16 protein-coding genes are annotated in these 19,602 nt (G+C 44.7%); 5 read left to right on the top strand and 11 right to left on the bottom strand.

Annotated elements, in window-relative coordinates:
* Positions 1-12 precede the first annotated feature (12 nt).
* Together AACS92_RS09770 and AACS92_RS09765 are read right to left on the bottom strand one after the other, a co-directional pair.
* Complete coding sequence (locus AACS92_RS09770) at positions 13-2,442, bottom strand: acyl-CoA reductase (RefSeq protein WP_099111031.1); 2,430 nt, start codon at positions 2,440-2,442, stop codon at positions 13-15.
* A gap of 1 nt (position 2,443) precedes the next feature.
* Positions 2,444-3,574: a LuxE/PaaK family acyltransferase gene (locus tag AACS92_RS09765; RefSeq protein ID WP_099111030.1), complete on the bottom strand. Its 1,131-nt coding sequence runs from the start codon at positions 3,572-3,574 to the stop codon at positions 2,444-2,446.
* Positions 3,575-4,226: 652 nt separating this feature from the next.
* Here AACS92_RS09765 and AACS92_RS09760 point away from each other — a divergent pair.
* Positions 4,227-4,829, top strand: coding sequence for a hypothetical protein (locus AACS92_RS09760; RefSeq protein ID WP_099111029.1), 603 nt, complete (start codon positions 4,227-4,229; stop codon positions 4,827-4,829).
* Positions 4,830-4,962: 133 nt separating this feature from the next.
* On the opposite strand, the gene AACS92_RS09755 is transcribed toward AACS92_RS09760, so the two are convergent.
* The 7 genes from AACS92_RS09755 to AACS92_RS09725 all read right to left on the bottom strand — a co-directional run bounded on the left by AACS92_RS09755 (position 4,963) and on the right by AACS92_RS09725 (position 12,644).
* The gene (locus tag AACS92_RS09755) at positions 4,963-6,663 is read right to left on the bottom strand and encodes an NAD(P)/FAD-dependent oxidoreductase (protein ID WP_099111028.1); all 1,701 of its coding nucleotides are present in this window, start codon (positions 6,661-6,663) and stop codon (positions 4,963-4,965) included.
* A 9-nt stretch (positions 6,664-6,672) separates the two neighbouring features.
* Positions 6,673-7,155 (bottom strand): aromatic-ring-hydroxylating dioxygenase subunit beta, encoded by a 483-nt coding sequence (locus AACS92_RS09750; RefSeq protein ID WP_099111027.1) that lies wholly within the window; start codon positions 7,153-7,155, stop codon positions 6,673-6,675.
* A complete protein-coding gene (locus AACS92_RS09745) occupies positions 7,145-8,440 on the bottom strand; it encodes an aromatic ring-hydroxylating dioxygenase subunit alpha (protein WP_099111026.1) in 1,296 nt (431 codons plus the stop codon). Before AACS92_RS09745 ends, AACS92_RS09750 begins: the two co-directional genes overlap by 11 nt.
* A gap of 8 nt (positions 8,441-8,448) precedes the next feature.
* Positions 8,449-9,393 (bottom strand): flavin reductase family protein, encoded by a 945-nt coding sequence (locus AACS92_RS09740; RefSeq protein WP_099111025.1) that lies wholly within the window; start codon positions 9,391-9,393, stop codon positions 8,449-8,451.
* A gap of 160 nt (positions 9,394-9,553) precedes the next feature.
* Positions 9,554-10,522 carry a methyltransferase gene (locus AACS92_RS09735; RefSeq protein WP_193756965.1) on the bottom strand — a complete coding sequence of 323 codons (969 nt, stop codon included), beginning with the start codon at positions 10,520-10,522 and terminating at the stop codon, positions 9,554-9,556.
* Positions 10,523-10,896: 374 nt separating this feature from the next.
* On the bottom strand, positions 10,897-11,298 hold the full coding sequence (locus AACS92_RS09730; protein ID WP_099111023.1) for a hypothetical protein: 402 nt from the start codon (positions 11,296-11,298) through the stop codon (positions 10,897-10,899).
* On the bottom strand, positions 11,277-12,644 hold the full coding sequence (locus AACS92_RS09725; protein ID WP_099111022.1) for an MFS transporter: 1,368 nt from the start codon (positions 12,642-12,644) through the stop codon (positions 11,277-11,279). The genes AACS92_RS09730 and AACS92_RS09725 overlap by 22 nt, the downstream gene beginning before the upstream one ends.
* Before the next feature lie 90 nt (positions 12,645-12,734).
* Between AACS92_RS09725 and AACS92_RS09720 the strand changes: the two genes are divergently transcribed.
* On the top strand, positions 12,735-13,628 hold the full coding sequence (locus AACS92_RS09720; protein ID WP_099111021.1) for a LysR family transcriptional regulator: 894 nt from the start codon (positions 12,735-12,737) through the stop codon (positions 13,626-13,628).
* Positions 13,629-13,769: 141 nt separating this feature from the next.
* Here AACS92_RS09720 and AACS92_RS09715 read toward each other — a convergent pair whose 3' ends face one another.
* On the bottom strand, positions 13,770-14,972 hold the full coding sequence (locus AACS92_RS09715) for an NAD(P)/FAD-dependent oxidoreductase (protein ID WP_099111020.1): 1,203 nt from the start codon (positions 14,970-14,972) through the stop codon (positions 13,770-13,772).
* A 321-nt stretch (positions 14,973-15,293) separates the two neighbouring features.
* On the opposite strand from AACS92_RS09715, the gene pitA reads away from it, so the two are divergent.
* On the top strand, positions 15,294-16,784 hold the full coding sequence (gene pitA / locus AACS92_RS09710; RefSeq protein ID WP_099111019.1) for an inorganic phosphate transporter PitA: 1,491 nt from the start codon (positions 15,294-15,296) through the stop codon (positions 16,782-16,784).
* A gap of 96 nt (positions 16,785-16,880) precedes the next feature.
* On the opposite strand, the gene uspB is transcribed toward pitA, so the two are convergent.
* The gene (gene uspB / locus AACS92_RS09705; protein ID WP_099111018.1) at positions 16,881-17,213 is read right to left on the bottom strand and encodes a universal stress protein UspB; all 333 of its coding nucleotides are present in this window, start codon (positions 17,211-17,213) and stop codon (positions 16,881-16,883) included.
* A gap of 338 nt (positions 17,214-17,551) precedes the next feature.
* Here uspB and uspA point away from each other — a divergent pair, with 338 nt between their 5' ends.
* Complete coding sequence (uspA, locus tag AACS92_RS09700) at positions 17,552-17,983, top strand: universal stress protein UspA (protein WP_099111017.1); 432 nt, start codon at positions 17,552-17,554, stop codon at positions 17,981-17,983.
* 267 nt (positions 17,984-18,250) lie between these two features.
* Positions 18,251-19,594, top strand: coding sequence for an NADP-specific glutamate dehydrogenase (gdhA, locus tag AACS92_RS09695; RefSeq protein WP_099111016.1), 1,344 nt, complete (start codon positions 18,251-18,253; stop codon positions 19,592-19,594).
* Positions 19,595-19,602: the final 8 nt, after the last annotated feature.

The raw sequence follows: 19,602 nt of genomic DNA, 5'->3' as shown, positions 1-19,602 counted from the left end.
CGCTTCACTTAATCAGGATTTACGTAAGTCAATGAACAATGGTGCTTTTCCGCTATGAGCATTTCGGCGAAATTCTGATACTGGGCAAAATGTAACATCCAGATTCAACATTCCACCGTCGATAACTTCCTTAATTTTTGAATTCTGCTCCAGATCCAATAAATATTGGCGGACTGTGGCAACATCAGGATTTTCAATCAATAACTGGATACCACCGATACCTTCTTCGTTGTGATCGATTATCCATTGCACAGGCGTTTCCAGCTGTTCTGACAATTCAGCCAGATTGATAAAAATACTGCCGACACGCAGTAAAGCACCATTACGTCCAACAAGTCGGAAACGAGGCGTAATTAGGCCACAGGAACAAGGTTCAGTGATCCAGTGCCCGAGATCGCCTAAATCATAGCGCTGGACGGATTGCGCCTCGCGGTGGCGAGAGGTAAATATCAGGCGACCGGTTTCCCCTTCTGCTACGGGTTTATCATCATGAATGTTAAGGATCTCCAGCCATTGGGTATCAGCCATTAAATGGAAAACACCATCTTCGCTGGCGGTACATCCGTGGCCTAATGGGCCTGCATCTACTGAACCGTAGGCTGCTGAACGTATCAGGGTGATGCCGAATTCATTCAGAAAATTCCGCTGACCAACATTCAGGTGCTCGCCTCCCAAAAACAGTTTACGAACTCCGCCATATTGGCGCAGCTTGTCGGCTTCACTCAGGAATAATCGGTGTATCGTGCTTGGCATCCCGACCAGTGTATTAATGCGTTCCTGTATGATTAAGTCCGCTATTTCGCTGAAATCACTGTCAGTGGGGCCGCCCATCGGATATTGAGCGACATCCAGCTTATCCAGAATCGTGAAGAAACTCATCATGCCGCCATATAGCTTTCCGCCGTACAGCAGGTTCATGACCCGGTCTGTAGCAGGCTCAAGCCCGCAAGCGAATATCCCGTCAGCGGCGGACTGCATTTGTGTGTGATAATCGGAATAGCTGTAAGCCGCCAGTTTTGGTGCTCCGCTGCTGCCTCCGCTACGGAAGTACAAACGGCTTTTTTCGTTTGGAGTCAGTGCCTGAAAATCTGCCTTATTCATGACTGGCAGGTTATCCAGCCCGTATGGACGGGAGGGAGGAGTATTCAGATGCGCACAGCCATCCAGCGTACCCGCAGGCAGGCTGACAGAAACCCGCTTAGCAAGGCGTGACAATGCATAAACGCCATCGTGCGGCTCACCGCTATAGCCATTGTGCATCTGACCGGCAGAGGCTATGCGGCTGACTCCCGCAGCGAACAGAGCATGGCTCATTTCAGCGATATCTTCCTGACGGGTAATCAAAGCACAGCTTTGGAGATGATTACGCCACGGGCGCAGAATAGAACATAATTGTTGACGGGGTGCCGGGCGTAACTGTAATGAACGGAACAGGGGAGAAGCAGCCAGCTCCTGCTCATGTCGCCATACTACCCGCCATCCATCGTTTTGCCAGAGTTTGCCATTTACCGGAGCGAAGGCGAAATCGAGGTGCTGAAATGCCATCTGAGTGGTAATTTCAGCGGATTCCTGTACATCTGCCTGCAATGCAGGGTGCAATCCAGAACGACGTTCAAGAGCAGCGGCCATACGTTGCCCGATATTCTGCAAAACGGCCGGATCATCACTATCAACCAGCAGGCATTGCGGACTGGAACAGGCTTGCTGGTCATAACAACAAATATCATCTGCCAGCGCATCCAGTTGAGCATCATCGACTACATCAGGGTTCAGCCAGGCAAAACTGATACGGTGTCCCCAGTCTATCCAGCGGCAGCCGGCTGGCAACTGGCTACGAATGGAAGATAAGGCAGAATCTCCGCCCCAGGCAGAAACCGCATCAGCCTGACTTAACAATGCTCCCAGCTGTGTGGCTGGTAACGACAGAACAGCGACGCGATCAGCTAAATCACCGGAAATGTCATGAGCAAGGAACGCATGCAGAAGTTGTTCACTAAAGCCTTTATCACTGCTGCTCGGACGTAGCCAGTTAATATTGCCGACCAGTAAACTTTCCAGCACAGCCATAAAAGGAAGCAGTGCAGCATTGGAAGGTGTGATATGGACGACCAATCCCAGTGGCTTCCATGACTCATAGCGGTTTTGGTTATAATCGAACCGGCGCAGGGAGAATGCGTCTTTTCCCAGTTCTCGCTCCAGCTTAGCCTGTAGCGCTTCACGCTGACAGAAAGCAATTAATGCTTCACGTGTTTTAGCATCAAAAAGAGGGTGATCATCCATATCGGCAAGATGATCGGCAAAGCGTTGTGCACACTCAAGCACCTGTTCCGCAGTATGAGGCCGTGCCAGAAGCTCTGGTAAACGGGCACTTAATTTTGCAATTTTTTGTTTTGCCAGCTGTTCTACAGAAAGCGGCTCATTAATATTTTCTATGGAAGACATCTCAGGCCTCTTTTATCAATTCTGAAGCGGCAATAGCACAACTACGACTTTTGCTGGTACCAGCACGACCAAGCAACTCAAACCAATCAGTATCCAGCTCACAGCCACACTGACTTCCGGGATGCAGTACCGCCAGATCACTCATTACGATGCTATGCGCCGGGCTGGAAGTGATAAAAGGAGAGACGAAGTGCAGAAAACCCGGTTCGCCATAAGGCTGTCGTGACATATTAGCGGTATGACGGATATAGACCTGTGAGTAGACCGGAACATGGAAACGATGATGAGAACACTCCATATAAGGCACAGGATGTTCAACGGAACCGTATCCATCGCGACAGCGGACATTCGGGATACCTAATTGTTTTTCCAATCGTTGGTACAGTTCTTGTTTAGAAATTGCTTTATCAGAATGTGTTTTCCAGCCGCCACCCAGAGAGAGCAGGGAATCCGGATGTAATTTCAGTGGGGGTAGCCCCATTTGCTCCATTCTTTGCAGGGTAAACCACAGGAAAGCCGGAAAGCCGAAAATACGCACTGGCAGCCCTTCTTCAGCAAATTCCTGTAAGGCTTTAATCGTGCCGAAAGGGTCGAACTCATTACTTTTTCCGTTATGACGCAGGGCATAATAGGAGCGGTTTACCGGTGCATACTTACACAGAAACTGATCGGTATAAGCGGTTCCCAAAGAAATGGCTCCGGCAGGTTCATAACTGAGTAGAAGATAATTGCAGGGTTGGTCAGGTGTATTCCAGCCATAATAATTAAAAATACGATCCACCATATTCTGCGCAGCCGTAATACTTCGGTTGTCATAGTGCATACGGCTTTTTTGTCCGGTTGTGCCTGAGGACGTTAACTCCAAAGCATCTACCGAGCTGTTGCTCACGATCAAATTACGTTTGAAATAATTGGCAAAAAGAGGTGGCAGGGCTGACCAGTCATCCATTGCCATTACAGATTGTTTATTCAAACCATTATTTGCCAGCCACTGTTCATAGCCCGGAGTATGCTCACAGTGATATAACGTCAGTTCACGCATGGCATCATTAAATAACGTATCATGATCGGCACAGGCACGATAAGGATCTGCTAAAGCACATAGCGCTTTAACATGGGTTAAGTTTTGCATAGTTAAGACTCATTTTTTTGAACAGAACAATCTTGGGATCCATGTCCCAATAAAGGTTAATAAATTTGTCTGCTCATATTTTGGATGTAATGATTTCTAATAGATTTATTTCGTTACCCGATATAAATCATTTGTACTAATAATTAATCCCTGAGGCTTTGTTGAAGAATGATGTTGGAAGGTTCTGACCGTTTTTAAAGTTATTTTTAAACTATCTTAATTGGGTTTTTGACTGGGTAAACGTACTTTATCCAGTTTTATAGTTTGTTGTCAGTCCTAATTTGCCGCGCATTATTCCAAATAGAAATATAATAATCAATCTGTTTTTCTAATGTTTAACTCTGAATCATACAGAATCTTGTATCAATATTTGATATACCTATTTCATTATTTATTCCTGCCCGGAAGAAATAGCATTTTTAAATAATAGGAGGAGTTTTAGTATTAATTGAAAGGTCTATTTATAATTGAATATATTAATCGCAGAAGTTTATTATTTATATTTTCTGTATGAACTAATATCCTCGAAATATATTGTGTATACAACTGTCAGTATCACAAAAACCATACTAGACTCAGATCCAGCATTTTGTTGGTTATTTCACGGATGATTAAACCGTCGTCACGTTTGGCTCAGTGGAGACAAAGTGTCATGCATAACCAGTCTCAGGCAGCGAGTGGCGGTATCATTACGTTGCTGGTCGTGATTGCGCTGTTCGTTCTGACTCAGCTTTATATGGTGATCCCTCTACTGTCATTTGTTGCTATCTATACCGCTTTGGGGCCACATCTTGTAGTTCTGGGACTGGAACCCGAAAAAATTATTCTGCTGCGTATGGTTGGATTACCCGGAATGTTTGCAGCACTGTTAGCCGGGCCGATTGCTACACGGATTGGGATGCAGGGCGTTGCTATTACGGGTTATATGTTTGCGTCTTTTGGCTTATTTTTGGTGGCAGTCTTACCACAATCCCTGACGGGCGTTGCTATTGGGAGCCTGATCTTTGTTGCAGGTGTGGCACTCGCCATTCCGGCGATGATTACGCAATTTGGTACGATGTCCGTTCCCAATCGGGCTGGGGGTATGGCTCTTAATGGATTTATCCTGTTTATCGGTGCCAGCACCGGGCCGCTCATTGTGGCTGATGTATCCAGTTTCACCGGATTACTGATAGGTCTTGCTGTGGTAATGCTTTTGGCCGCCACCTGCGTTGCAGGCAGTGCTTCACTGACTGTAAATGGGAGACGACGATAAACGCTGCCGTTTATCTTTGAGTTAGTCTCTATTATTTATTCAGCCTGTTTGAAGAGCATTCAGATTGCAAAAATTAATGGCCTCCTCCTTGGCCAGAAGTATATGAGAATTTATATGTATGATGGGATTGTGCTCAGTAATGATAATGGTGAGCCATAGAAGTCAACGGGTTGTTGGCTTGCAGGGTACCTCCCAGACTATATAAAGCTGCGCAGGCGGCATTAATTCCTGTCTGAATAGCTCCTTCTGCCCAGCCTCCGGTAAAGGAGCAGCTACAACCGGCTAAGTAGATACCTGTATCGGTTTCGCGGGAACAGGCACTCTGAAACTGGAAAAAGAGGGATTCAGAATAGCGATCGTCACCAGGATAATTGAGTTTGAATGCTCCCATAGCGGTAGCATCTGTTAACCAGTCATATTCAAGTATGTAGCGTGGGTCGTTGTTCATTGGGACTAGGTGGCGGGCGAAGGCCGGAGCAGTCAGTGACAACTCTTCAACCAGCCGATCCAGACGAGCACGTTTATCCTTCAACGTAACTAGCTTGTGAGAGTCATCCTCCCAGGTATAACTGATGAGTACCACACCGTGCCCGTTGGGATCTTCAGGCTGGTAATCGAGACAGTAGACGCCTTTTGCCAGAGTATCCGTCAAAATGGTGTGTGGTAATTTCTCTTTAAGCCAGAACTTTTCTCGTGTGAGTAGAAACAGTTTTGATGAACCAATCAGGTGAGTTTCATTAATCGCACGTGCGACACCTGTTACCAGCCACTGTGGGTGTTTAGACAGCTTAAGAGATACCTGCATGGCACGTGTGGAAATGGTGACGATGACCCGATCAAAAGTACTGGATTCTCCCTTTTCTGTTACTACCAAAAAGCGACCGTCTTTTTGTTGATTGATTTGTGTGACTTTTTGATACCGGATGCGTTCTGCCAGTGGACGGCCTCCGATTATTTCTTCCCCTATGTGTTCAGTCAGCGAAGATATACCTTCAGGAACTAAACGTTGATCCTCCTCCAATCCGTTCACCACGAGTCGTAGGATTTCAATAAATGAAGCGCGGAATACAGGTAAAAAGCCTCCGGAGCCTATACCGAGCGACCCGAACAGCTCAAAGTCAATTGGCTTCACCCAAGATTGTCCCCCAGGAGGATTTTTTCCGGTGAAAATGCGCACGAGTGCAGAGTAGAAACAGCTGTCACCAAAGACGTCTAGATAGTGCTGCCAGGCTGCTTTCGCATCTGTTAGACGCCCTTCACGTAAAGCTTGAGTTATTGCTGTCGGTGCCACTAGACGTTGCTCACCTTCCAGTTCAATGCCCTCATGCAGAAATGCTTTCCAGCCGCGTTCGACACGCTGAAATAGGATTGGCGGGGACTCGCCAGCTTTCCAGCTTAACGCATTTCCCTGATAGTGGATCTCGGTATCCACAACACCGGGATCGGGAAACACTGAGGTGGTATTAATACCGAATAGATTCAGGTAGTGAAACAGTCCTACACAAGTTGGAGGAAAGCGCATAGCTCCCATTTCTGCGATGTACTGTGGTATATCTGGATTAAAACGTGTGCTCAATAAACGCCCGCCATAACGTCCCGGCTCAGCTTCAAACAAGGTGATGTTGCGTACGCCAGCACGTAACAACTCCCTGGCTGCAACCAAACCGCTTAGCCCAGCGCCAACGATGGCAATATGTTGATGTTGCTGACTATCAGGTAAATGCCCAATAGCTTGCTGCGATTCAACTTGTTCCAAAAAGGCTCCATAGTCAAATAGCGTGTCGATAAACGGAAATGAGGGGGTTTGGGCAGATGAGATATCATTTGTTGTCATGATTGAGTCTCAGATAATCAACTGCAAACTGTCGAAAGGCCGAGCAAGATTAAGTAAGACGGTTTTGCGTCTTCTGATCAGCCATTGTCCTTCACGCCAATGAAACTGGTGTTCGAGACGTGCGGCGTAATGCCACTCTCTGTCACCACGACTTTCGCTGTAGAGTAATTGACTAACGCCACTGGCACTCTGTTCTCCTTCAGTCCAGCTGATAATGGGGCGCTGGAGCAGATGCTGTGAGCGGCTGCATGGCTGCTGCGAAAAATTACGCGCATTACGAAGTCGATTGATACGCAGTTGTGTGACAAAGCGATCCTCATACAGTAAAGAAGACTCTGTCAGCGGGCTAAGTTGATCGTGTCGTGATGGAATCCACCACGTATATTCCTCCGCCAGCAAAGTGAACCAGTCGTCAAATTTCTGTTCATCAAGTAGCCAGGCTTCGTGATAAATCAAATCAGTCAGGGTCTGTATGACATTGTTATTCTCCATTGCCTCCCTCCATCATGCGTTGCCACATGGAATAAAAGTTTCTCATTGCGCCTTCACTGGTTCCTGACATTTGAGTGGTTCGATCCCAGCATTCCGCAGGATCATAGAGGCGAGCGATATTGACCCACTCGTTAGCCTGACTTTTTAGTCCTTCGGTAGCGCGTTCATACATTTCCACATCGTCATGTGCCACGATTGAACAGGGGGAGTTGATTAAGTTGTTGTACTGTACAGTACGCTCTAGCATCTTTTGTGGTGTCCCTACCAGCTCCAGAATCCAGGATTCAACAACAGTCTCGCTGGCGGAAACCGGACGGATAATGCGTAACGTCTGGATAGGCCCTTTTACAACCAGATTGGGGAAGTACACGGTATTGTGTCGTGTATCGCTCAAGATTTGCTGTGCTCGTTCCTCACCATAACTCTCCACCATACTTTCCCAGTAATCGGGGATTTCTGAATAGTCTTTATGGATAGAGTTACTGACACCGGTGTGCCCATGACCATTAGCCCAGATGCGGATCCCCATTTCAGAAAAAAAAGCGTGGGGAGACATTAAAGGAGACAAAAGTTCCACCGCTGTGGGTTGAGCACCTTGCTGATCAGCCTGAGCCCAGAGATTAACCGCTTCTCCTGCTGAAGATTCATGCGCCACCATGGGGTGACAAGTGTCAGTTTGGTTATCCATCACCATTTTCCAGTTACAATGATGACGATGACGCAGTGGTACACCAACGACTCGCAATGCTCCTTTAGGAGAACGATCGATCATATTGTCCAGCGTTGAGAGAGCATCGCCGAAGAAAATATCAAATGGCAGACCTTGAGCACTCAGTCGTACAAAGATGAAATCGCGATAACACACTACATTGTCGACAGCTTTCATACCGATGCTGGCTTCGCACTCGGACAGTACACTGGGGTCATATTCGGTTTTTACCGGAATGCTGAGTAATTCTCCTGAAGATTTGAATGTCCAGGCATGATAGGGACAGCGCAGAAAACGCCCACTGTTACCATTGGTTTCGGGTAAGATCTTTACGCCCTTATGTGGGCAGCGATTATAAAGTACTTTTATTTCATTATCTTTCTGGCGAATCGCGACTAATGGCTGTGATGCTAATTCAGTTGTGAAATAGTCACCGATTGCGGGGATCTGGCTGCCGTGGCACAGATAGAGCCAGCTCTGCATAAAGACGCTCTTTTGCTCAGTGATGAATATAGCCTCATCGAGATATGCAGATTTGTGAATTTCTGTTCCGCGAAATATAAGATTTTTATTCATAAAACGATTCACAATGCTAATTTAAGGAAGCTTCCCTTTGCTCGGGAAACACAGGGGTAAATGGTTCGGGAGGTAGCCGCTTCTTGCGGTGTCATAATGAAATCGTGGTGCTCGACATCACCTTCGATCACTTTCAGTGCACATAGACCGCACTCCCCGCGCCGGCAATCATATAGTGGCTCTAACCCTGCCGCTTCCAAAGCATCCAGTAGTGACTGGCCAGCTGCGACCTGTAGCCTGATACCTGATTCTGTTGCTTCTACTTCGTAACCCGTCTTGGCAATATCAGCTTCAATTGAGGGGGTGGTGAAAAGCTCAAAGGCAATGTGTTGCCGTGGAAAATGGTGGTTATCACAGAAGTCCAATACGGCATTGAGCAGGCGTACAGGGCCACACACATGCAGCCGATCGCGGGATTGTAATGCACCCAATAATTCGGAAAGGCAGACCTTTTGCTCTGCTGTACTGTGTAGATAAAAATATGAAGCGGCGAGCGTTGCCAATTCAGTTGCATAGACAGCCTGTGCTTGTGAGGAGATAAGGTAGTGACATTCCGGGTGTTTTCCCATTGCAATGAGGCGCGCTATGATGCCGGTGATGGGAGTTATGCCAATGCCTCCTGCAATCACTATATCTCGTCCTCCCTCAGGGGCGGAGAGCTGTGGGAAGTGGTTAAATGGCCCTTCAAGCCTGACACTGTCACCTACCTTCAGGCTCTGTAAATATTGGCTACTGGCAGACGCTGTATTGAGTTGGATGGCAAATGTCAGTGTGGCTGTTGGTATAGTCAACATCACGCAAGAATAACTACGTGTACCAATATTGTCGGGCATCAACCAGCGGAAGTGACTACCGGGTGTTAACGCCGCGAGTTCCCATTCTGGCGCCTCTAAAGTAAACTCCCGGATCGTGTCACTGAGAGTACGAATATTGCAGATCGGATACTGCTGCATTTTCTGCCCCACAATAGCTGTTTCATGCAGGTTGTGTCGGCGGGCTGCCCTGCATGGATATCAATCAATTCGCATAGACTCCGTTTGTGAGTCGGTATTACGCCGTTCAGCCGGATTACACGAGTAGTCATAGCGACATGGCTGTTAATTCAGAATAAATTTATTTTTTCATTTCAATAACGTACTGGTTTCCATTGACGGTAGAGAAATTCAGATTGTAGATATTTGTAATAGAGAATCCGGCTTGTTTTGCCACAAATTCAAATTCAGACTGATTCCGTTTCCGGCCTAACAGAAGGGTATCGATATATAAATCAAATGATGCGGTTTCATCTGGTTCTTTGATCATATCGATAACATATAAGACAGAATCTTCCCGCATAGCTTTATGACAGTTTTTGAGAAGATGGATGACCTGATTATCTGGCCAGTCATGTAAAACACCTTTCATACAATAAACGTCATATCCTGATGGAATAGCAGAAAAGAAATTGCCATTAATTAAAGTTACACCTTCTGATTCTTGCTCGGTAAAATCATATTGATCCATGACATGACACTGAATATGGGGATAATGCCTTTTTATATTTTTTGCAAAAGAACCTACTCCACCTCCAATATCAATAAATGAAGAGATGTTATTTAACGGCAGGCGGTTAATAACATATTCATTCATCATATTGGTCATTTTCGCCATTAAATTATCAAAAGTTGTTTTTATATTTTTATTTTCCCCATTACTGAGATAATCAAAGAATGATTCATTATGGGTAAGTTCAAAAGCAGATTTAGTATTATTTTTTCTTAATGATGAGCTGTATTGTGCCCAGGCGCTCCAGAAAGCGGGGTCTAATTCGAACTTTATATATAACGTTTCAAAGCTGTCTGGCTTACTGAGTGATGCCCATTGTTCTGTGAGATAAAATTTATCTTCTTTTTTTATTAACACATTGAGTGTTTGCATATAGTCCAATAACCGATGGAATCTATCTTGATAAACATTGCATAGCTGAGCAAGTTGTTCCACTGTTTTGCCATCTTGAGTGCTTAAATGTAATGGCGCTTCACTGTCTACAAAAGAAAATAGAGCATTTGATTTACGATAAGCAGTAACCATTTCTAATGACATTATCATTCTCCTTTCTTAATTTTTAATTATATTGATTTATCTGTTTTTTAAATGCTGTTCTTTAAAGTTATTTTATCCAATCAATTATATTTTCATTATCTTATAATGAATGGCAATATTCTTTTCGTGTTAAAATGAATGATATTATTCATCACTAACATCGTTAATACACCTAATTCAAATAACTTTCAATATATTGAATATTTCATTTTCCTCTGTCTTTAATATTTTATAAGGATAGATTTTCATTAAATAATGATAAAAGATCAAAGTAGAATATATACTCTCCAGGCTTTAAGTTGCAGACAATAAAGCTGCAACTTGAAAGGCAATAAGTATGGCTTACTGATGTTGATTGAATAATACTTCTTTTTTTATTCCTCAATAGCTGTTTCGTGCAGATAGCGCCAGTAGGGTTGCCCCGCATGAATATCTATAATGACTGTGGACCAGCGAACCAGTGTAGTTCCTGCATTATGTTGAGTTTCGCGATAGCGGCATATCACGCCTTCTGTGGTTTCCGCTAATGTTTCACAGGCATCTATAACAATGCGTAGCTGAGGCCGGGTGCCTATATTGTGACGAAACAGGTTTTCTACTTCAGCCAGACCGATGCTTTGGCCTTTCATTGTTACCATCCTGAAATCAGCGGGAAAACTGCCCAGTAGTTTCTTCAGCGCAGATGGATGACCTTCCCGGCCAGTAAATACCTCTTCTATCCATTGAGGAAGCTCGATTAGGCTGTGGTGAGCAATTAATTCTTTTTCTGATTGCATACGGACTCCGTTTTTTGACTGAGTTGAATGAGCTTTAGCAGGGGAAGTAGTCCTAACCCGGCGGCAATAAGGAATGTGAAATGGTAAGCGGATGTCGTGGTAGTTTGCTGTTGTAGCAGATTAAAGAGCAGTGTAAAAACCGCAGCGCCGATGCTGAATGACATCTGGCGGTTGAGGTTCCAGACAGTGCTGGCGCGGGCCAGATGTTCCCCCTCAAAATCCAGCATCGCAGTAGTCTGAGCGGTATTGGTTGAAATACCTCCGCCAATTCCCATCAGCAAGTAAGCAGCAACAAGCAAGAGTAACTCATGTTCCGACCCGACCAGCGTCAGCAATACGATCCCCCCGGCATGCAATATCAGGCCAGTACAGAATAGTCGGGCAGCGCCAATGTGATTATAGAGATGACCGCAAGCTACCATGGCACAGAATGATCCACCCGCGAACAATATCATCAAAAGCCCGGTTTCACTGGCTGTCCAGCCAATCACCTGCTGGAGAAAGAAAATATTGAGTAGATTCACACCGGTAAATATGCCCGGTACAGCATAGTAAACTAAGACAGAGAAGCGCATGCGGTTATTGCGCAACACATTCAGGTCGAGAATTGGGTGCTCTATGTTGCGAGCATGTCTGACGTAGAGCAGGCTAAATAAAATGCCAATTCCGGCTAAGGTGAGGGGGAGCCACGGACTGGTAGAACCCGCATACAGTGACATGCCAAACAGCAGTGCAGTAAGTGCCAGACTCACCAATAATAGTCCTATGAGATCCGGTCGGCGGGCGGTGGTTTTTTCCTCTTTGATCCACAATATTGCCAGTAATGCCGTGATGAGACTGAAAGGGATATTGCAGAGAAATACCCAGCGCCAAGAAAAGTGATCCACGATAACTCCGCCAGCACCGGGAGAAATAGCCGGTGCAATTAGCGCGACAGCCATAATCAGCGTCGATACTTTTGCGCGTTCATCTTTTTTAAACAGGCCAAAGGTGAGTGCCTGACCTACCGGGATCAATAAGCCACCGCCTATTCCCTGAATAAATCGAAACAGGATCAATGACACAAAATCGTTGGATAACCCTGATAGTAAAGCCCCTACAGAAAATATTGCCATGGAAGCTGCCATGGTCAATCTGGCACCCAGATGACTGGCAAGCCAGGTACTGAGTGGAATAATGAGCGTCAACCCCAGAATATAGCTGTTTGCTACCCAGGCCACACTAGATTCAGAAATGTTGAGTTCGTGGGAAATATTAGGCAATGCAATCGCTGACATAAAAATATTTATGCAGTCAATGAAAAAGCCAGCTAAAAAAATAAAGGCAATACGATAGCGATATGTCATTTTATCCTCCAGTTTGGAGTCTAATTTGGCTTGCTCGGTAGTGTCGATTAGATTAAATTGAACTCAGTGTTTACTAATATTTAACAATCTATGGTTTTTAATCACTTAAACCGAATTCAAACGTTTCTTGCGGTAGTAGATTGTGGGTCATTCACTCTTGCTGCAAAACGGCTTTTCATTAGCAAAGCGATGGCGAGTATTCATGTGAAATCGTTGGAGGAAGTGCTGAATGTGCCGCTGCTTATTCGCAACACACGAGGCATCACTCTGACAGAAGCCGGTGAAGTCCTATATAAGGATTTTCGGGAAATATTTTCTAATATTCAGACATCTATTGAAAACATATCTGACATTCATCGTTCTTTGTCCGGAACTCTGAGTATTACATCCACGGCGGAATTTGGTGCGCAATTTTTACTGCCGTTAATTGGTGAGTTTTGCAAACTTCATCCAAATTTAGGCATCAATTATTACGCTGATTCATCACTGAATGATTTAATTTCAGAACGGTTTGATCTGGCAATTCGCTTAGGGACTTTACGTGACTCGACTTTAAGAAGCAGAAAACTGGGTAATTATGCCATTGTTATGGTGACCTCATCAGAGTGGTTAAAAAATAATCCTGTTAAATCCCTTGATGATTTAAATGCTGTGCAGTGGATTGCTAACAGTAACTTACAGGCACCAACACAGTGGACTTTACGCAACGATAAAAAGGAAGAATTCGAATTTCGTGCTATGGCCCGGTTTCACTCTAATTCAGCCTCAGCTATTAAGACGATGGTGTATTCCGGACTCGGTGTAGCCATTCTGCCGGAGTGGATGGTGAAAGAGGAAATTGCGAAAGGGGAGCTGATCCAGTTGTTTCCTGACTATACATTGCCCAAGCAGGACATCACGATTGTGTTTGCCGGTGATCATCGTATTCGCCTCAAATGCCGCGTTTTTATTGATTATCTGATACAGAATTTGCATTTTAATTAAGCTGATTTTTAAGCACTAATTTATCCTTTTTAAGGATATGCTGTATTTCACTCTGAATCCCTGTAGTGGCAGCTATGGTTGCCCGTAAGAACAAGAATCGAATCGTTCTTATGGGCAAAATTTATTGCCAACAGATAAATGTTATTGTCTTTCCACAGTCACCAGTGCCTGCGCACAGGCCCAGGCTGAACTCCATGCCCATTGGAAATTATATCCGCCAAGCCAGCCGGTGACGTCGACAACTTCACCGATAAAATACAATCCCTTCACCTTATGGGACTCCATTGTTTTCGATGACAGCTCATTAGTGTCTACGCCACCAAGAGTTACCTCTGCGGTGCGATATCCCTCAGTACCATTTGGCTGTACCTGCCAGCATTGCAGGGTAGTGACCAGATCTTTTTTCTGTGCTGAATTGAGCTGTTTCAGAGAGAGTTCTGGTAGCTGACCAAGAGATTGCAGGCACTCCACCAGACGTTTTGGCAACAGTTTGGCAAGGGTGTTTTTCAGGCTTTGGTTAGGGTGGGATTCACGCTCCTGAGTTAAGAAGTCATCCAAGTCGATATTCGGAAGTAAGTTAATACTCACATATTCACCGGGCTGCCAATAGCTGGAAATCTGCAAAATAGCGGGGCCGGAAAGTCCTCGGTGAGTAAACAGGATATTTTCCCTGAACACCGTTCCGTCCTGTGCGGTAACAATGGAAGGGACCGCCACACCGGAGAGAGTTTGAAGCTGTTCCAGCAATGGCTTGTGTAGGGTAAAAGGAACTAAGGCGGCACGAGTTGGCAGGATATTAAGACCGAATTGTTCCGCAATGCGATAACCGAAAGGAGAGGCACCTAAACCGGGCATAGATAATCCGCCAGAAGCCACTACAAGTGAGTGCGCGCTCACTTTTTTCCCTGATGCAGTAATTTCGAACTTCTGCTCATTTTTCTCTATCTGAGTGACTTCACTGCGTAAGCGAATTGTAACCTGGCCCGCTTCGCACTCTTTCAAAAGAAGGTCAATAATCTGCTGAGCTGAGTCATCGCAAAAAAGCTGCCCTAAAGTTTTTTCATGGTAGGCAATACCATGACGCTGCACCAAGTCAATAAAATCCCATTGTGTATAGCGAGCAAGTGCTGACTTACAAAAGTGCGGATTGGCTGAAAGGAAGGCTGCGGGTTCGGCATACATATTGGTAAAATTACAGCGTCCGCCCCCGGACATTAAAATTTTGCGGCCTGCTTTTTTACCATTATCCAGGACCAGAACACTTAGCCCTGACTGTCCGGCCTGTGCTGCGCAAAACAAGCCAGCCGCGCCAGCACCAATAATTACTACATCAAATTTTTCCATTCGTTTGCTATCTCTATACTTGCAGAATAACTTTCTTGCCGGATTATTTTTCAGGAAATACACTTCATTGTGGAGGGACTATCTGCTAAATGCAGAGAAAAATAAGTACTTGGTTGAACTTTTATTATGGCAGGCAATTTTTCATCAAAAAAATATAAAAAGATAAAAATCCCATAATTTTTTGATTTTTATGAGAAAAGTAAATCATTCGCTGCCGGTTTATTGTCATTAAATCAAAAAAAGGTCATATTTCTCTTTTCCCGCCAGCGTTTGTCACTGATAATGCGCCGCGTTCATGTCCTACTAACTGGCTTAACGTTTATGCTACATCTGTTTACTGGCCTGGATTTTTATACCGGCCTTATGTTAGTACTTGCTCTGTTGTTTGTGCTTTTTTATGAAGCCATCAATGGGTTTCATGATACCGCGAATGCAGTAGCAACTGTTATTTATACCCGCGCTATGCGCTCGCAATTTGCTGTTGTCATGGCAGGGGTTTTTAACTTTTTTGGTGTTCTACTTGGTGGATTAAGTGTCGCTTATGCGATTGTTCATCTATTACCTACAGATCTCCTACTGAATGTCAGCTCAAGCCATGGTTTGGCGATGGTCTTTTCCATGCTGCTGGCGGCAATTATCTGGAATCTGGGCACATGGTATTTCGGGATCCCGGCATCCAGCTCTCATACGTTGATTGGTTCTATTATCGGGATTGGCCTGACCAACGCGATAGTGACCAGCTCTTCTGTTGTTGATGCGCTGAATATTCCGAAGATGATACAGATTTTTATGTCCTTGATTCTGTCTCCTATGATTGGTTTGGTGATCGCGGGAGCGATGGTCTTTTTACTGCGCCGTTACTGGAGTGGTACTAAAAAGCGCCGTCGTATCCACATGACGCCGGCTGAACGTGAAAAGCAGGATGGTAAACGTAAACCACCATTCTGGACACGAACAGCTCTGATCCTTTCTGCTGTTGGTGTGAGTTTTTCTCATGGCGCCAATGATGGCCAGAAAGGGATTGGTCTGATCATGCTGGTACTGATTGGTGTCGCGCCTGCTGGCTTTGTTGTGAATATGAACTCAACAAGCTATGACATTGCTCGTACCCATGATGCTGTTGTTCATTTGCAGCAGTATTATGAGCATCATGAACCTGCACTTACCCATGCAATTGAGCTGACTCCGGCTATATCTCCGGTTGAAGATCAACTGGATATGAATTTCCACTGTGATAATTCACGGGCATTGGATGTGCTGAATACCACGGAAACAATGCTGGGAAGCATTCAGAATTATAGTGAGCTGAATCCTGATCAACGTAACAGCATGCGTCGCATGTTGATGTGTATTGCTGATACAGCAAGTGCTGTGGCTAAATTGCCAGAAACTAGCATGGAAGATGCACGTTTCCTGCATAAATTGCGTAAAGATCTGCTGAATACCGTTGAATATGCACCAATGTGGATAATCATCGCGGTGGCGCTGGCACTGTCTCTGGGCACAATGGTTGGCTGGAAACGTGTTGCTGTCACTATTGGTGAAAAAATCGGTAAAAAAGGCATGACTTATGCTCAGGGGGTTTCCGCTCAGGTGACTGCCGCAGTATCGATTGGGGTTGCTAGTTATACGGGGATGCCGGTATCGACGACACAGGTTCTTTCTTCTGCGGTCGCAGGTACAATGCTGGTTGATGGTGGTGGTGTTCAAAGTAAGACTATCAAAAATATCATGCTGGCGTGGGTACTGACATTGCCGATTTCAATTGCCCTGTCAGGCTGCCTGTATTGGATTGCTCTGCAATTGATCTAATCTTAAGTTATTAAAAAGGGTTGGCAGCGATATCAGCAGCTCAACCCTTTTTATTGCCACTTTTTATTTTCAACTCGCTTTCCCTCTCTGTTGTTATCAGACTATCGCTATTCCTACCAGACACAGTAAGACAATCCCACATAACACTTTCGTCAATATAAACTGCTTACGCAGCCTTTCGCAGAAAAAGATGACATCATCATTGTGATGGTTGAGATAGCCTTGTGTGTTAATGTAGCGTACCAGCCGCATTTGTTTACTGAACTGGCCATTACCAGTAAAAAAACCATTCCCATCAATGGCTTGATATAGCATCGGATCTGCCTGACGCAGAATAAATAATAAAGCCCGTAGTGAAGAAATGTAACGTAATATATTGATAATACAGATAATGCAAATTGCCCAGAAGAATGCAAGCATACTGAACATATTCCCCCCTCCTTAGAGTGGCAACGGGATATTGTGTATGGATTAAGAATTTATCTGAAAAGGTAGCAATGTAAATAGTCACAGTATTAAATTTTAGGAGGAAATGGCTTATTAGAAAAGCCAAATGATATTGAAAAATGGCCTCAGTATCAGAGATAAAATGTTTAATACAGTTATGGTATTGAAAGCAGATATCTTTTCTTTCAACTGGTTAACTAAATAAAGTAACAAGTTGTGATCACGACGACACTCAAAAGAGGCGTCAAGCAGTTATAGTATAAGTATAAAATCATGGCGTTTAATGCCGCCAATCCATTTTATGGAAGGAGTTCACTTATATGGCTTATAAACATATTCTTGTAGCAGTTGATCTATCTCCAGAAAGCAGGGTCTTGGTGGATAAAGCGGTTTCTTTGGCAAGGCCATACAATGCTAAGGTTTCCTTGATCCATGTTGATGTAAATTACTCTGATTTATACACCGGCCTGATAGATGTCAATCTTGGTGATATGCAGGCACGCATCGCAGATGAAACTCGTAACTCCCTGAAAGAACTGTCAGAGAATTCAAGCTATGAAATTCAGGAAACGCTGAGTGGTAGTGGTGATTTAGGGCAAGTACTTGTTGATGCGATTAAGCAATATGATATGGATCTCGTTGTCTGTGGTCATCATCAGGATTTTTGGAGCAAGCTGATGTCATCAGCTCGTCAGCTCATTAACACCGTCCATGTTGATATGCTTATCGTTCCGTTGCGTGAAGAAGATTAATATTCTGCCGAAAACTTATTCTATGGAATCGCCTGCTCATTGCAGGCGATTTTTTTGCTTGTGCAAAGTATAAGGTGCTTTAAAAAGCTTTTTATTTAGAAAATAAAAAATTTATTTTCAACAAAATTAATAAAAATAGTTATTGAAATTCAATCATAAAATAGTGGTATATTCAGAAAGCAAACCGTAATTACCTCACATTTTCGACAAAAAATAACAAAGGAAATGGGGAGGGCATCACATCTGAATGTATAAAGGAAGCTATAAATGAATGTACCATCATCTTTAGTCTCATTTCTTGAATCTGTTCAGTACCACAATCCACATCAACCAGAATATTTACAGGCAGTAAGAGAAGTATTGACCTCTCTCTGGCCTTTTCTTGAGCGCAATCCGCAATATCGTGAACAGGGGTTATTAGAGCGTTTGGTTGAACCAGAAAGAGTTATTCAATTTCGCGTTAGCTGGGTTGATGATCAGGGAAAGGTTCAGGTAAACCGCGCATGGCGGGTACAGTTCAATTCGGCCATCGGGCCATTTAAAGGCGGGATGCGTTTTCACCCTTCCGTTAACCTCTCTATTCTGAAGTTTCTCGGTTTTGAGCAAACATTGAAAAATGCTCTGACAACATTACCGATGGGCGGTGCAAAAGGCGGCTCTGATTTCGATCCTAAAGGAAAAAGTCAGGGAGAGATTATGCGATTCTGTCAGGCATTAATGACAGAGTTGTATCGCCATCTGGGGCCTGATACTGATGTTCCTGCCGGAGATATCGGAGTCGGTGGCCGGGAAGTGGCTTTTATGACCGGGATGATGAAAAAGTTATCCAACAACACGGCCTGTGTTTTCACGGGTAAAGAGCTCTCTTTTGGTGGCAGTTTGATCCGGCCGGAAGCGACGGGCTATGGCCTGGTTTATTTCATTCATGCGATGCTGAAACGTCATGGTATGGCGCTGGATGGTATGCGGGTATCGGTTTCGGGAGCGGGAAATGTCGCTCAATATACCATCGAAAAATGTCTGGAACTGGGGGCTAAAGTGGTGACGGTATCCGATTCCGGCGGTACTGTTCTGGATGAAGAAGGATTCACTTCAGAGAAACTGGCTCATCTGGAAGAGATTAAAAATAAACATTATGGGCGTGTTGAGGATTATGCCAAAGAACGTGGGCTGACTTTCCTTAAAGGGCAAAACCCGTGGTCAGTGCCTGTAGATATCGCTCTGCCTTGCGCGACACAGAATGAGCTGCATCTGGAAGATGCAAAAATACTGATTCAGAATGGTGTGAAATTGGTAGCAGAAGGAGCCAACATGCCGGCAACTATCGCAGCTACTGATGCTTTCCTTGAAGCCGGTGTTCTGTTTGCGCCGGGTAAGGCCGCTAATGCGGGAGGTGTAGCCACTTCCGGCCTGGAAATGTCGCAGAATGCGATACGCCAGAACTGGAAAGCAGAAAAAGTGGATATCCGCTTACATCACATCATGCTCGATATTCACCAATCCTGTGTGGAATATGGTGGAGAAGGCAAACAGATCAACTATGTACAGGGTGCGAATATAGCGGGCTTTGTGAAAGTTGCTGATGCCATGCTGGCGCAAGGTATTTTGTAATTCAGTGA

The sequence above is a fragment of the Xenorhabdus sp. KJ12.1 genome (assembly GCF_963876495.1).
GTDB classification, from domain to species: domain Bacteria; phylum Pseudomonadota; class Gammaproteobacteria; order Enterobacterales; family Enterobacteriaceae; genus Xenorhabdus; species Xenorhabdus stockiae.
The sequence above is the reverse complement of the archived record's forward strand: the minus strand, read 5'-3'. Positions and strand labels throughout refer to the sequence as shown.